We start from the raw sequence: 13699 nt of genomic DNA, 5'->3' as shown, positions 1-13699 counted from the left end.
GACGCCGGCCAGGCGTTCCCGGGCGAGGATCACTTGCCCGTCTTGCCCGAGATGTCGTACTCGAAGTACTTGTCGTTGAGCTTCTTGAAGGTGCCGTTGGCCTTCACCGCCGCGATGGCGTCGTTGAACTTCTTGCCCAGCGTCTTCTCGTCGGCCTTGCGCATGCCGACGCCGCTGCCGACGCCGAAGTACTTGACGTCGTCGTAGCTCGGGCCCACGAAGGCGTAGCCCTTGCCGGCCGGCGTCTTCAGGAAGCCCATGTCGGCGGCCACCAGGTCCGCCAGCGTCAGGTCCACGCGGCCCGACTTCAGGTCCAGGAAGGCCTGGTCCTGCGTCGCGTAGCGGACGATCTCGCTCTGCTTGAAGGTCTCGGCGGCGAACTTCTCATGGATGGTCGCGCGCTGCACGCCGATCTTCTTGCCCTTCAGGCCGGCGGGCGAGAAGTCGAACTTCGCGTCGGCCTTGGCGGTGAAGCGGGCCGGTGTGTTGTAGTACGGATTGGAGAAGGCGATGACCTTCTTGCGCTCGTCGGTGATCGACACCGACGCGATGATCGCGTCCACCTTGCGCGCCTGCAGCGCGGGGATCAGGCCGTCGAAGTCCTGCTGCACCAGCGTGCACTCGGCCTTGAGCTCGGCGCACAGCGCCAGGGCCAGGTCGATCTCGAAGCCCTTGAGCTTGCCGTCCGCGCCGACTTCGGAGAACGGGGGTAGGCGCCCTCGACGCCGATGCGGATCTTCTTCCATTCAGGGGCCTGGGCGTGCGCGGTGCCGGCGGTGGCCAGCAGGGCGCAGGCCGCCAGGGCGGCGCGGGCGATCAGTTGTCGTCGTTGCATGAAGGCTCCTTGTGATTGAGCAGGAAATCGTGAAATGGACATCCGGTTCCGACCTCCGGGCGGTTCGAGCCCGTCTCGGAGGGAGGTCGCCCGGACTGGGGGGATTGTTGCAATGCCGCACGTGTGGCGGCCATCAGGGTTAAGGAGAGTGCAAAAACGTGTGAACCGCCTGGACGGTGGACGCGGGGTCCTCCTCCTGGGGGACATGCCCTAATTCGGGGAAGACCTGCACGGTGCTGTGTGCGATGCCTTGATGGAAGCGTTCAGCCGCGGCGGGCGGGATCAGGCGGTCCCTGCCGCCCCACAGGATCAGCGTCGGGGCCTGGATGCGCGCCAGCAGATCGTCGTGCCGGCCGGGTTCGCGCTGTGCCAGCCGCTGCACCATGGCCGCGCGGTTGCCCTCGCGCAGCGCCAGCTCGAAGTGCCGGTCCACCAGGGCGGCGGTGACCTTGGACGGATCCCCGTACAGCTCACGCAGGTTGCGGTCCACGATGGGTCTTGGGAGGAAGATACCGGCCAGCCACTGCAGCGCGCGTGAATTCGGAATGCGGGCCGGATCGGGCATCAGGTCGCTGGGGACGTCGAGGCCGTCGGCATCGACGAGCACGAGGGCCGCGACCTGTTCCGGATGCCGCGCCGCGTACTGCCAGGCCAGTTCCCCGCCCATGGAACTGCCGCCGAGGACCATGCGGTCGATCTGCAACTGTCGGAAGAACGACAACAGGAACGAGTCATAGGCGTCATTGCCGTAGTCGCCTAGAGGGGAGGGGCCGGTGAGACCGAAACCCGGCAGGTCGAGCGTGATCACGCGGCGCGTCGCGCTGAGCGACTTCACCCAGCCCTCCCAGGTGTGCAGGCTCGCGCCGGCGCCGTGCAGCAGCACGATGGGCGTGACATCGGTCTTCGGGCCCTCGTCGCGGAAGTGGACGAACTGGGTCTGTCCGCCGGACAGCGGCAGTTCCAGGAAGTCCGATGGCGGCGGCCCCCAGCGGGCGACCAGGCTCTCCAGCGGCCGGTCTGGTGCGCGGAAGGCCATCGCGAGCAGGGCCGTCGCCAGCACGGCCAGGCCCAGCAGCTTCATCAGCCGGGCGCCGAGGGTGGGACGCTCGGTCATGCGCTCGATCATTCGATGACGGAATCGGGCGACGGGGCCAGTCCGGGATCGACGGCGCGGCGCTCGTCGAAGACGAAGCAGTCGCCGTGGTAGTGCGCGTTGCCGACTTCCTCGAAGTACTTCAGGATGCCGCCCTCGAGCTGGTAGACCTTCGCGTCGAGGCCGTGGCGGGCGGCCTCCTGGTCGAGGTAGAGCGCCGCCTTCTCGCAACGGATGCCGCCGGTGCAGTAGCTGACGACGGTCTTGCCGGCGAGCTCGTCCCGGTGCGCCTGGAAGGAGTCGGGGAACTCGCTGAACTTCGTGATGCGCCAGTCGATCGCGTCGTCGAAGGCGCCGACGTCGACCTCGAAGCCGTTGCGCGTGTCGAGCGTGACGACCGGGCGCCCCTCGTCGTCGTGGCCCTGATCGAGCCAGCGCTTCAAGGTCCCGGCCGGCAGCGCGGGCGCGCGCGGCGCCTGGTCCGGGCGGATCGTCGGATGGTTCATCCGGATGATCTCCGGCTTCACCTTCACCAGCAGCTTGCGGAACGGGACCTCGTCGCTCCAGCTCTCCTTGGGGGCCAGCGCGGCGAAGCGCCGGTCCTCGCGCAAGGCGTCCACCCAGGCGTTCACCGCGTCCGGCGCGCCGGCGAGGAACAGGTTGATGCCTTCCTCCGCGATCAGGACCGTGCCCTTCAGGCCCAGCGCCTGCGCCTGCGCGTGCAACCGGGCCCTCAGCACCTCCGGCGCGTCGATGGCGACGAAATGGTAGCAGGAGATGTTGAGGATGCTCTTCCCAGGGCTGGGAGCGGAATCGGGCGGGACAGCAGTGTTCATGCTGATGGGCAGCAAAACACGCGATTGTAGGCGGCCGTTCAACGCCGGGTTTCGGGAGACTTCGGCTCGTTGAGCTTGACGTCCGGCGCGGGCGCCGGCTTGACGCGCACCGGCACGGCGGCGCTGCACAGGTCCGTGTAGCCCGGGCTGTGGACGAACCAGCCGCCACGGTGGCGGCGCGCGTTCAGCAGTTCGTTCCAGGTCGGTGTGTCGGTGCGCAGCACCTGCAGCGCGGGACGCTGCTCGGCCGGCAGCGCGGAGGCCAGCGAGACGCGGTCGATGCCGAGCCGCTGCTCGGGCTTGTCGTAGAAGCCCATCGCCGCGCCGCCGCGCGGCAGCGCGGACAGGAACTCCATGCCCTTCAGCACGCGGCCGACCACGGTGATGTTGAGGTCCAGCCCGCGCGGCGCATGGCCGATGACGGCGTACAGCTCCGCGCCTGTGCTGGAGTCCTTCGCGTTGCCGCGACCGGCGCCGACGGTGCCGTAGCAATGCGCCAGCCAGGCCTGGCCGGTCTTCGGGTCGGCGGCGGCCGGGAAGCCGTCCACCTGGCCGGCTCGCGGCGCCCAGCCCTCGACATCCGGCAGCACCGTCATCGGCACGCCCTTGAGGGGGATCGAGAACTCCGCCGGAAGATGGGACTTCGCCCCGTCGGGGAAGGGCTTGCCCTTGCCCTTGAGGCCGGTGTCCTCGTCGTCCGCATTGGGGTCGCCCCATTGGGTGACGAAATTGTCCTGGACGCGGACGATCGCCAGGCCGTCGTAATAACCGCCGCGGGCCAGCGCGCGGATGTTGTCGACGTGCGCCGGCGCGAAGCGCGGCGCCAGCTCGATGAAGACCTGACCCTGCGGCAGCGTCATCACCAGCAGGTTGTCCGGATCGACGTCGCGCCAGACGGCGGCCGGCGCGGTGGCGAGGATGTCGGCGCTGCTGCGCGGCGGCGGGGCAGGCTTCTTGGCCGCCGCCGCCGCCGCCGCCGTCGCCGGTGCCGCGGCGGACCTGGCGGCCTTCGCCCTCTCCGCGGGCTCGGCCCCGTGGGACTGCAGCGGCGCGCACAGCGCCAGGGCGGCCAGCAGGGGGAGGAGGGGCAGGGCCTTCATCGTCGTCTTGTCCATCGTCATCCGGGCGCTCCGCGAGAGTGTTCGATGGGGGGCGAGCATAGCCTTCTTACAATCGCCCGATGGCTTTCGTTCACCTCCGCTCCCACACCGAGTTCTCCGTCGTCGACGGCACCCTGCGCATCGACGACGCCGCCGCGGCGGCCGCCAAGGACGGCCAGGTCGCCCTGGGCCTGACCGACCTCGCGAACATGTTCGGCGGGGTGAAGTTCTACAACGCCTGCCGCAAGAAGGGCGTGAAGCCGATCCTGGGCGTGGAGGCCTGGCTGGAGCCGGAAGCCGTCGACCGTCCGCCGTCGCGCGTGTTGCTGCTGGTGCAGGACATCCAGGGCTACCTGAACCTGAGCGAGCTGCTGTCGCGCGCCTGGATCCAGAACGTGCAGCGCAACCAGGCGCTGCTGAAGCTGGAGTGGATGCAGGAGCTCAACGCCGGCCTGATCTGCCTGGGCGGCATGCAGTTCGGCCCGGTCGGCCAGGCGCTGATCGCCGGCGACGAGGCGCGCGCGCTGGACGTGGCCCAGCGACTCGCCGCGATCTATCCGAACCGCTTCTACATCGAACTGCAGCGCGCCGGCCTGCCGGGCCAGGAGGCGCTGCTGCGCCAGCTGGTGCCGCTGGCTGCGAAGGCGAAGCTGCCGGTGGTGGCGACGCATCCGATCCAGTTCCTGGAGGAGGACGACTTCGAGGCCCACGAGGCGCGCGTCTGCGTCGCCGATGGCGAGACGCTGGCCAATCCGAAGCGGGTCAAGCGTTTCCTGCCCAGCCAGCATTTCAAGAGCCAGGCCGAGATGGAGGCGCTGTTCGCCGACATCCCGAGCGCGATCGCCAACACGGTGGAGATCGCCAGGCGCTGCAGCCTGACGCTGGTGCTGGGCAAGCCGCAACTGCCCAACTTCCCGACCCCGATCCAGGCCGACGGCACGCCGATGCCGATGGAGCAGTACTTCCGCATGCTCTCGCACGAGGGCCTGGAGGACCGGCTGCAGCTGCTGTACCCCGATCCCGCGAAGCGCGAGGCGGTGCGCCAGCGCTACGTGGACCGGCTGGAGTTCGAGCTCGAGACCATCATCAAGATGGGCTTCCCCGGCTACTTCCTCATCGTGGGCGACTTCATCCGCTGGGCGAAGAACAACGGCTGCCCGGTGGGCCCGGGACGGGGCTCGGGCGCGGGCTCGCTGGTCGCCTACGTACTGCTGATCACCGACCTGGACCCGCTGCAGTACAACCTGCTGTTCGAGCGCTTCCTGAACCCGGAACGGGTCTCGATGCCCGACTTCGACATCGACTTCTGCCAGGGCAACCGCGACCGCGTCATCGAGTACGTCAAGGACAAGTACGGCCGCCCGGCGGTGAGCCAGATCGCGACCTTCGGCACGATGGCGGCCAAGGGCGCGCTGCGCGACATCGGCCGCGTGCTGGGCATGGGCTTCGGCCACGTGGACTCGATCGCCAAGCTGGTGCCGGCGCCCCCGGGCAAGACGGTGACGCTGGCCAAGTTGCCGCCGGGCTTCGATCCGGACAAGGCCAAGATGGTCTACGCGCGCCACGAGTCGCCCGAGATCGAGGAACGCGAGGCGCAGGACGAGGAAGTCGCCGGCCTGCTGGAGATGGCGGCGCGCGTCGAGGGCACGGTGCGCTCGATCGGCATGCATGCCGGCGGCGTGCTGATCGCGCCGGGCAAGATCACCGACTTCTGTCCGCAGTACCAGCAGCCGGGCTCGACCTCCGCGGTCAGCCAGTACGACAAGGACGACGTCGAGGCCATCGGCCTGGTGAAGTTCGACTTCCTGGGGCTGGCGACGCTGACCATCCTCGAGCTGGCCAAGGACTTCATCGTCGGCCGGTATCCGGAGCAGAAGGACTTCGCCTTCGAGACCATCCCGCTGGACGACAAACGGACCTACAAGCTGTTCTCCGACGGCCTGACGGAGTCGGTGTTCCAGTTCGAATCGAGCGGCATGCAGCGCATGCTGAAGGACGCCAAGCCGTCCCGCCTGGAAGACCTGATCGCGCTGAACGCGCTGTACCGGCCGGGCCCGATGGACCTGATCCCGAGCTTCGTCGCGCGCAAGCACGGCAAGGAGGTCGTCGAGTACCCGCATCCGCTGGTGGAGCCGGTGCTGTCCGAGACCTACGGGATCATGGTCTACCAGGAGCAGGTGATGCAGACCGCCCAGGTGCTGGGCGGCTACTCGCTCGGCGGCGCGGACATGCTGCGCCGCGCCATGGGCAAGAAGAAGGCCGAAGAGATGGCCATGCACCGCGACCTGTTCCGCAAGGGCGCGGCCGAAAAGGGCATCGATCAGAACAAGGCCGACGAGGTCTTCGACCTGATGGAGAAGTTCGCGGGCTACGGCTTCAACAAGTCGCACGCGGCCGCGTACTCGCTGCTGGCGTATCACACCGGCTGGCTGAAGGTGCATTTCACGGCGGAGTTCTTCGCCGCGAACATGACCATCGAATCGGACGACACCGACAAGCTCAAGGTGTTGATGAACGATGCCAAGCTGTTCGGCATCGAGTTCGAGCCGCCCAACATCAACCTGGGCGTCGGCCGGTTCGAGCCGATGGCCGCGGACGAGGGCACGTCGAGGACCGTGGCCAAGGAAGGCAAGGCCGGCACCACGCCGCGGGCACGCAAGATCAACTACAGCCTGGGCGCCATCAAGGGCACGGGCGCGGGCGCGATCGAGGCGATCGTGCGTGCCCGCACCGAGGGCGGGCCGTTCACCAGCTTCTTCGACTTCTGCGCGCGCGTCGACCGCAAGGCGGTGAACAAGCGCGTGGTGGAGGCGCTGATCAAGGCCGGTGCGTTCGATGCGCTGCATGCGAGCCGCGCGCGGCTGCTGGCCAGCGTCGCGCTGGGCTACACCTATGCCGACAACCTGGCGCAGAACGTCAACCAGGGCGGCCTGTTCGACTTCGATGGCGGGCACGGCTCGTCGACGGCGGAGCCGGACTTCGTCGAGGTGCCGGACTGGGGCATCAAGGAGCGGCTGAGCCTGGAGAAGACAGCGATCGGCTTCTACCTGTCGGGCCACCTGTTCGACCAGGCGGAGACGGAGCTGCGCCGGATGGTCAAGCGCCGCATCGTCGACCTGCAGGACAGCCGCGAGCCGACGACGGTGGCGGGCATCGTGTCGGACATGCGGGTGATCAACGGATCGCGCGGCCGGGTGGCGATCTTCAAGATCGACGACAAGACCCATGCGATCGAGGCGGTGGCCAACGAGGAGATGCTGAACGCCAACAAGGAGCTGCTGGCGGAGGACGAGCTGATCATCGCGGTGGGCAAGGTGCAGAACGACCGCTTCTCGGGCGGGCTGCGGATGAATGTGCAGCAGGTGTTCAGCCTGGCGGCGGCGCGGGCGCGCTTCGGGCGCTACCTGCGCACGGCGCCCAACCTGCCGGCATCGGCGGTGCTGGAACTGGTGAAGAGCTGGCCGGCCAAGCGCGTGGAGACGGAGCAGGGCGTGCTCAGCCAGGGGCTGGAGCTGCGCATCCCGATCAAGCGCAACGGCGCGATCGCGGAACTGGGCCTGGGCGGCGCGGGCAAGTTCTGGCCCAGCGACGAGGCGCTGGAGCAGCTCAAGCCGGCGGAGATCGTGTACGACTCGGGCGGTTGAAGTGGCGCGCTGAAGCGCTCTTCAAGAATGGATCAAAAGCTTAAAATGTTGCTATAGAAAGATTTTTGGGCTAAAACTCTTGCTGTATGAAGAGTTTAAAGACCTTGCCGTTCGTCGTGGAAGATTCGCTGGCCGATCTGGGCGAGCGGATTTCGCTCGCCAGACGAGCCCGTCGCATCACGCAACCGGACCTGGCGGCCAAGGCGGGCATCAGTCTCAGCACGATGCTGGCCGTTGAGAAGGGCACCCCCACGGTCCAGATCGGCTCCGTGCTCATGGTCCTGTGGGCCCTGGGGCTGGAAGGCACGTTCGACACTCTGTCGAACCTGGGCTCCGACAAGGAATTGACCGAGTTGATGGCGGACTCCATTCCTTTCACGGTACAGCCCAAGAGGAGATCCCGATGACCGCCGTTTCCAAGCCCGTCTGGGTGTGGCTGCCCGATCGGCCGGAGCCGACGGAGTGCGGTCTGTTCACCCTGGAGGGCTCGATCGGCCAGTTTGAATATCGGCGGTCCTATGTCGCCGACCACGACCTCGCGCTGGACCCGGTTCATCTGCCCGTTGGCAGCCGGTCGAGGACGATCAGGGAACAGAAGCAGGACGGCCTGTTCGGCGTGATCCGCGATGCAAAGCCGGAGGGCTATGGGCTGGATCTGCTGGCGCAGGTGCGCAAGGTCGGCATCGACGATCACATGGCCGTGCTGGAAGAGGCTGAAGGAGACGCCGTCGGAGCGCTTGCGGTCTGCGACGACGTGTCGCGCAAACAAGGCTTCCATTGCCCGCGGTCGGAGGACCTTCTGGCGATCCTCGCTGGCGTTCCCGATACCAGGCCGGCCAGCGACGCCGTGCGTGAGGTCCAGGGGCTCGCCGGCACCAGCGCCGGCGGGGAACGCCCCAAGCTCACCGTTCTTCATGACGGTCAGCAATGGCTTGCAAAGCTGCAGGATCGAGGCGATCGCCCGCACTCGCCGTTGCGCGAGTTCGTGGCGATGAAGGTAGCGGCGGCCCTTGGCGTCAACACTGCGGAAGTGCAGTTCCGACGTGTCGAGGAGCGCGAGGTGATCCTGGTCCGCCGATTCGATCGCGAGGTGCTTCCGGATGGCGGTGTGACGCGCAGCTTGTACGCCAGCGCGCACACGGTGCTGGGCCTGGACAAGCAGATGCGCGGAAGCCGGGAACGATCCTATGTCGCCTTGGCGCACGAGCTTCAACGTTGGGGTGGGCGCGGGGATTCCGAAGGTGGACGCGTCGTCGAGGCGCGCCGGGAACTCTTCCGGCGGATCGTGCTGAATGCCGTCCTGGGCAACGGCGACGACCATCCACGCAACACCGGCTTCCTCTTCGACGGGAAGTCCTGGTCGCTGTCGCCGGCCTTCGACATCGCACCCTATGGCATTGCTTTCGCGGGCAATCAATCCATGGACATTTCCAGGTCGAAAACTCACGCCGCATCGAGTGCAGCGTTCAATCTGATCGATGCCTGCGAGGACTACGGCTATCTTGAAGAGGAGGCGCGCGACTACGTCGCTCATGCTCGACGAGAAGCGCCGGTCCTATGGGCGAAGCAGGTGGTCGCCGCGGGGTACGAAGAGCAGGATCTCCCCTTCAATCACCCGATTGGCTGGACGCCGAACGACCTGCAGAGCCTGGCGGCCAACGCACCCGGAAGCGTTGAAATCGCCATCCCCCATTTGACGGGTGCTCGGGGGACACCACATCGGGGGTGTCAGGCGTAAGCTGGACCCATGCAGGATGCCAAGCCCCGGACCGGCCTGATCCTTACCGGAGGAGGCGCACGCGCGGCCTACCAGGTCGGCGTGCTGGCCGCCATCGCCCAGTTGCGCCGCGACGCCTGCACCACCGGCGACAACCCCTTCCAGGTGATCTCCGGCACCTCCGCCGGCGCCATCAACGCCGCCACGCTCGCCTGCCAGGCCGACGATTTCTGCTCCGCCGTCGACGGCCTGATGTACATCTGGCAGAACATCCACGTCGACCAGGTCTACGCCGCCGATTCCTTCGGCGTGATCCGCTCCGGCGCGAAGTGGCTCAGCATGCTGTCGCTCGGCTGGGCGCTGAACCGCTGGCGCCGCACCCGCCCGCGCAGCCTGCTCAACAACACCCCGCTGCGCGGCCTGCTGAGCCAGTGGATCGACTTCGACCGCCTCGACGAGATGCTCGCCAAGGGCCACATCGACGCGCTCGCGGTGACCGGCTCCAGCTACACCTCGGGCCATCACGTCACCTTCTATCAGACGCATCAGCAGCGCGATCCCTGGGTACGCACGCAGCGCATCGCCACGCGCATCCCGAAGCTCTCGATCGAGCACCTGGTCGCCTCGTCGGCGATCCCGTTCATCTTCCCGGCCGAGCCGCTGGAACTCGGCGGCGAGGTCGAATGGTTCGGCGACGGCTCGATGCGCCAGACCGCGCCGATCTCCCCGGCGGTGCACCTCGGCGCGGAGAAGGTCCTCGTCATCGGCGCGGGCCGCATGCACGAGGCCGGCGGGGAGGGCCAGCACGGGCCGGCGCCGACCGGTCATCCCAGCCTCGCGCAGATCGCCGGGCACGCGCTGTCCAACATCTTCCTGGACGCGCTGGCCGTCGACATCGAACGCCTCAAGCGCATCAACAGCACGCTGGCGCTGCTGCCGGAAGAGGCGCTGCGCAACACGCCGCTCAAACCGATCGAGGCCCTGGTGATCGCACCCAGCCGGCCGCTGGACAGCCTCGCCGCCGAGCACCAGGGCGCGCTGCCGCCGCCGATCCGCGCGCTGCTGCGCAGCGTCGGCGTGTCGGGCGAGGGCGCGACCGCCAGTGGCTCGGCGCTGGTCAGCTACCTCCTGTTCGAGCCCGAATACACCAACGAGCTGATCACGCTGGGCATGTCGGACACGCTCGCCCGCCGCGTCGAGATCCAGAAGTTCTTCGACTGGCCGGCGCAGGCGCCGCAGGTCGATCCCGCCGCGATGCGCAAGCGCGCCGGCGGCTTCGCGCTGCAGGTGCCGCCGAATCCCCCGGGGCCTCCCCGGCTGGTGGCGTCGTCGGGGCGCTGAACGCGTTCAGGCGGGCATCAGCCGGAGTTCCGCCATGAGCCCCCTTCCGGGCGGTTCGACAGCACCAGCGTGCCCCGCTGCCGCAACGTCAGCTCCCGCGCGATGTAGAGACCCAGTCCGGCACCGCCGGTGTGGCGGTTGCGCGAGTCCTCCAGCCGGTAGAACGGCTCGAAGACGGCGTCGAGCTTGTCCGGCGGAATACCGGGCCCCGGATCGCTCACGCGCAGCCAGACGCCGTCGGCGTCGTGTCCGACCCGGACCTCGGCGCTGCCGCCGTAGCGGATCGCGTTGCCGATCAGGTTGCCCAGCACGCGGCGCAGCGCCATCGGCTGGCCTTTGGCGAGCACGGGCTCGCCGTCCTCCACATAGCCCACCGGCATCGACTGCTCGATCAGGTCGTCGGTCAATGCCTGCGCCAGCGCGCCGAGGTCGACGTCGACGAGCGGCTCGATCGCGCCCGGGCCATCGCCGCGGAACAGCTCCATGACCGCGTCCACCAGGGCGTTCATCTCGCGGATGTCCTCGACGGAGCGCTGGCGCTGGATCTCCTCGATGTCCAGCGTCTCCAGCCGCATGCGCAGGCGCGTCAGCGGCGTGCGCAGATCGTGCGAGATCGCCGCCACCATCAGCCCGCGCTCGTTGAACTGCCGTCGCAGCTGGCGGGCCATGGCGTTGAAGACCTGCGCGCTCTCGCGGACCTCCAGCGTGCCGCGCTGCTCATCGAGCAGCGGCAGCCGGTCCTGCTTGTGCAGCGACTGGCCGAGCGCCTGCGACGCCCGCACCAGGTCGCGCATCGGGCGCGACAGCCAACGCGAGGCGATCCAGGCCGCCAGGCCGGTGACGAGCAGCCGGATGCCGTAGTCGAGCGTCAGCTCCCAGGCGGTCAACGCGCGGAACGGGCCGCGCCATGGCGGCTGAGCACCTGGCGCGTGCGAGCCTGGCGTCTGTCCTGGCACCTGTCCAGGCATTTGTCCTGGCGTCGACGAGGGCGGTGGAAAGCCGCGGAAGTCCTCGCGCGACGGCATCGGGACGTCGCCCGGGAGCGACGGGCCATCGCGCAACTCGGCGTCGGCGCCCATGCCTTGGGGGTCTGGGCCGGGGCCACCCTGCGGCTGGAATTGCGGCTGGAATTGAGGCTGGAATTGAGGCCCGCGCACGAGTCCCGGCATCGGCGGCAGCGAGGGCGCACCGTGCATGCGCATGACGTAGGCGTCGCCGCGCGACCAGGTCACGACGCCGATGGCCAGCGCCTGCGCGACCACCAGCGTGACCCACAGCAGGAGGAAGATCCGCCGCGCGAGCGTGTCGCCGAAGGCGCGCGCGACGCCGGCGCGGATCGAGGTGGCCAGGTGCTTCATGCGATGACGCAGGGGGTGGCGCAGGGGAGGACGAACGCTCAAGCCTGCACCTGGGCGTCGAAGAGATAGCCCTCGCCGCGCATCGTGCGGATCAGCCGCGGCTCCTTGGGCGAATCGCCGAGCTTCTGCCGCAGCCGCGAGATCGTCAGGTCCACGCTGCGATCGTTGACCTCGACGCCGGGCGCGCGCGTCAGTTCGATCAACTGCTCGCGGCTCAGCACACGGCCCGGGCGTTCGACCAGTGCGCTCAGCATGCGGAACTCGGCGCTCGACAGGGGCACCACGACCTGCTGGGGCGACATCAGCTGGCGCAGCAGCCGGTCGAAGGTCCAGCCCTCGAAACGGAACTCCCGGCGCGTCTGCGTCTCCTGCTCGCCGCGGCGCGCGCGACGCCGGATCGCATGGATGCGGGCCACCAGCTCGCGGGGCTCGAAGGGCTTGGACAGGTAGTCGTCGGCGCCCATCTCCAGGCCGAGCACGCGGCTGATCGGGTCGCCATGCGCCGTCAGCATGATCACCGGCACCGACGGGTGATGCTGCTGGATCCACTGGCACAGCGTCAGGCCGTTCTCGTCGGGCAGCATCAGGTCCAGGATGACGACGTCGAACACCTGCGTCGCCATCAGCCGGCGCATGTCGCGGCCGTCGCCGGCGGTGCTCACCGCCACGCTGAACTTCTGCAGATATTCGTCGAGCGACCGGCGGATCTCCGCATCGTCGTCGACCACCAGACACCGCGTCATGCGCACCTCCACCGGCGGAACGGGCGGCATGCCAGCCCCTGCCTCGGACGATACACCGGGGTTCGAGCCGTCGGCGCGAGGGGCGGGAAGGTAGCGCGGCATGAGCGGCGGGTCCGGCGGGTCAGGCGGAGATGCCCACCGTCAGCGTGGCGGCATATCCGCTCGTGACGTCGCCGGTGAGCGTGGCCAGCTGCGTCGAATAGCCGTCGCTGAAGACGTTGTCCGACGCGAAGCTGATGCGGTTGAAATTCGTCAGGCTGCTGCTGTAGCCGGACGCGGTGCTGTAGACCGTCGTGCAGACGGCGGTCGGGAAGGCGATCTGCGAGGTCTTGATCTTGTTGGCGTACGAGGTCGCGGCACCGGCGTTGCGGTAGACCTCGAAGTGCATGTGGGGCATGCGGCCGTCGTAGCAGCCCGGGAAGATCGTCGTGAAGGTGACCGTGCCGTCGCTGCCGGTGCTCTGCACGCCGCGCAGGTAGTTCTCGTTGACGACGCTGGCGCTGTAGAGGGAGTAGCGGCCCTCGCGGTCGCAGTGCCACAGGTAGATCGCGTAGCCCGACAGGTCGGCGCAACTGCTGTTCGCGTTCACCAGCTTCAGCGTGAGGGTCAGCGGCACGCCGCCGGCGGTGCCGCTCGCGGTCCCGATGCTGGTGCGGATGTCGCTGCGCACGATGCCGCTCAAGGCCAGCACGTTGGCGATCCCGCTGCCGTTGCTGTTGGAGCCGTCGCCGGGGTAGGGGCCGGCGGTCTCCTCGGGGATCACCGAGCAGCTGCCGGTGGAGCCCGTCGATCCCGTTCCGGTGCCGGTGCCTGTTCCCGTGCCGCTCCCCGTGCCCGTGGTGCTCGTGCCGGCATCGGCGCCGCCACCGCCGCAGCCCAGCAGCGTCAGGCCGCCCAGTCCGGCGATGCCGGCCAGCAGGCCCAGCGCTCGGCGGCGCTGCTGCAGCACGCCGAGGTCGTGCGCGAGGCCTTGATCATGGTCATGGCCGGATTCTTCTGCGTCGTGGCGGTGTGGCTGCATGGCGGAACTCC

Annotated in this window: 11 protein-coding genes; 4 read left to right on the top strand and 7 right to left on the bottom strand. The window is 68.5% G+C overall.

Features of this window, described 5'->3' with window-relative positions:
- Positions 1-29: 29 nt before the first annotated feature.
- The 4 genes from ACQ859_RS22330 to ACQ859_RS22315 all read right to left on the bottom strand — a co-directional run bounded on the left by ACQ859_RS22330 (position 30) and on the right by ACQ859_RS22315 (position 3885).
- The gene (locus ACQ859_RS22330; RefSeq protein ID WP_431262812.1) at positions 30-746 is read right to left on the bottom strand and encodes a transporter substrate-binding domain-containing protein; all 717 of its coding nucleotides are present in this window, start codon (positions 744-746) and stop codon (positions 30-32) included.
- 228 nt (positions 747-974) lie between these two features.
- Positions 975-1949 carry an alpha/beta fold hydrolase gene (locus ACQ859_RS22325; protein ID WP_431262811.1) on the bottom strand — a complete coding sequence of 325 codons (975 nt, stop codon included), beginning with the start codon at positions 1947-1949 and terminating at the stop codon, positions 975-977.
- Between the two features lie 8 nt (positions 1950-1957).
- Entirely contained in the window at positions 1958-2764 is an 807-nt protein-coding gene (locus ACQ859_RS22320; protein ID WP_431262810.1) for a sulfurtransferase, read from the bottom strand.
- Between the two features lie 38 nt (positions 2765-2802).
- Positions 2803-3885 carry a peptidylprolyl isomerase gene (locus ACQ859_RS22315; RefSeq protein ID WP_431262809.1) on the bottom strand — a complete coding sequence of 361 codons (1083 nt, stop codon included), beginning with the start codon at positions 3883-3885 and terminating at the stop codon, positions 2803-2805.
- Between the two features lie 59 nt (positions 3886-3944).
- On the opposite strand from ACQ859_RS22315, the gene dnaE reads away from it, so the two are divergent.
- The 4 genes from dnaE to ACQ859_RS22295 all read left to right on the top strand — a co-directional run bounded on the left by dnaE (position 3945) and on the right by ACQ859_RS22295 (position 10566).
- Positions 3945-7508, top strand: a complete 3564-nt coding sequence (gene dnaE / locus ACQ859_RS22310) for a DNA polymerase III subunit alpha (RefSeq protein ID WP_431262808.1) — start codon at positions 3945-3947, stop codon at positions 7506-7508.
- A gap of 104 nt (positions 7509-7612) precedes the next feature.
- Entirely contained in the window at positions 7613-7915 is a 303-nt protein-coding gene (locus ACQ859_RS22305; RefSeq protein WP_431262807.1) for a hypothetical protein, read from the top strand.
- Complete coding sequence (locus tag ACQ859_RS22300; RefSeq protein WP_431262806.1) at positions 7912-9246, top strand: type II toxin-antitoxin system HipA family toxin; 1335 nt, start codon at positions 7912-7914, stop codon at positions 9244-9246. Before ACQ859_RS22305 ends, ACQ859_RS22300 begins: the two co-directional genes overlap by 4 nt.
- Before the next feature lie 9 nt (positions 9247-9255).
- Positions 9256-10566, top strand: coding sequence for a patatin-like phospholipase family protein (locus ACQ859_RS22295; protein ID WP_431262805.1), 1311 nt, complete (start codon positions 9256-9258; stop codon positions 10564-10566).
- 17 nt (positions 10567-10583) lie between these two features.
- Here the strand turns inward: ACQ859_RS22295 and ACQ859_RS22290 are convergent, their stop codons facing one another.
- The 3 genes from ACQ859_RS22290 to ACQ859_RS22280 all read right to left on the bottom strand — a co-directional run bounded on the left by ACQ859_RS22290 (position 10584) and on the right by ACQ859_RS22280 (position 13688).
- Positions 10584-11924 (bottom strand): sensor histidine kinase, encoded by a 1341-nt coding sequence (locus ACQ859_RS22290; protein ID WP_431262804.1) that lies wholly within the window; start codon positions 11922-11924, stop codon positions 10584-10586.
- A 38-nt stretch (positions 11925-11962) separates the two neighbouring features.
- The gene (locus tag ACQ859_RS22285; RefSeq protein ID WP_431262803.1) at positions 11963-12697 is read right to left on the bottom strand and encodes a response regulator; all 735 of its coding nucleotides are present in this window, start codon (positions 12695-12697) and stop codon (positions 11963-11965) included.
- Between the two features lie 91 nt (positions 12698-12788).
- Entirely contained in the window at positions 12789-13688 is a 900-nt protein-coding gene (locus ACQ859_RS22280) for an intradiol ring-cleavage dioxygenase (protein WP_431262802.1), read from the bottom strand.
- Positions 13689-13699: the final 11 nt, after the last annotated feature.

This window comes from Roseateles chitinivorans, assembly GCF_050632235.1.
GTDB lineage: Bacteria > Pseudomonadota > Gammaproteobacteria > Burkholderiales > Burkholderiaceae_C > Roseateles > Roseateles chitinivorans_A.
This window is presented reverse-complemented; position numbering and strand designations above follow the sequence as displayed.

Coding starts and splice junctions, on each gene's coding strand:
- ACQ859_RS22330 (WP_431262812.1), bottom strand. CDS start 746: ATGGAAGAAGATCCGCATCGGCGTCGAGGGCGCCTACCCCCGTTCTCC.
- ACQ859_RS22325 (WP_431262811.1), bottom strand. CDS start 1,949: ATGACCGAGCGTCCCACCCTCGGCGCCCGGCTGATGAAGCTGCTGGGC.
- ACQ859_RS22320 (WP_431262810.1), bottom strand. CDS start 2,764: ATGAACACTGCTGTCCCGCCCGATTCCGCTCCCAGCCCTGGGAAGAGC.
- ACQ859_RS22315 (WP_431262809.1), bottom strand. CDS start 3,885: ATGACGATGGACAAGACGACGATGAAGGCCCTGCCCCTCCTCCCCCTG.
- dnaE (WP_431262808.1), top strand. CDS start 3,945: ATGGCTTTCGTTCACCTCCGCTCCCACACCGAGTTCTCCGTCGTCGAC.
- ACQ859_RS22300 (WP_431262806.1), top strand. CDS start 7,912: ATGACCGCCGTTTCCAAGCCCGTCTGGGTGTGGCTGCCCGATCGGCCG.
- ACQ859_RS22295 (WP_431262805.1), top strand. CDS start 9,256: ATGCAGGATGCCAAGCCCCGGACCGGCCTGATCCTTACCGGAGGAGGC.
- ACQ859_RS22290 (WP_431262804.1), bottom strand. CDS start 11,924: ATGAAGCACCTGGCCACCTCGATCCGCGCCGGCGTCGCGCGCGCCTTC.
- ACQ859_RS22285 (WP_431262803.1), bottom strand. CDS start 12,697: ATGCCGCCCGTTCCGCCGGTGGAGGTGCGCATGACGCGGTGTCTGGTG.
- ACQ859_RS22280 (WP_431262802.1), bottom strand. CDS start 13,688: ATGCAGCCACACCGCCACGACGCAGAAGAATCCGGCCATGACCATGAT.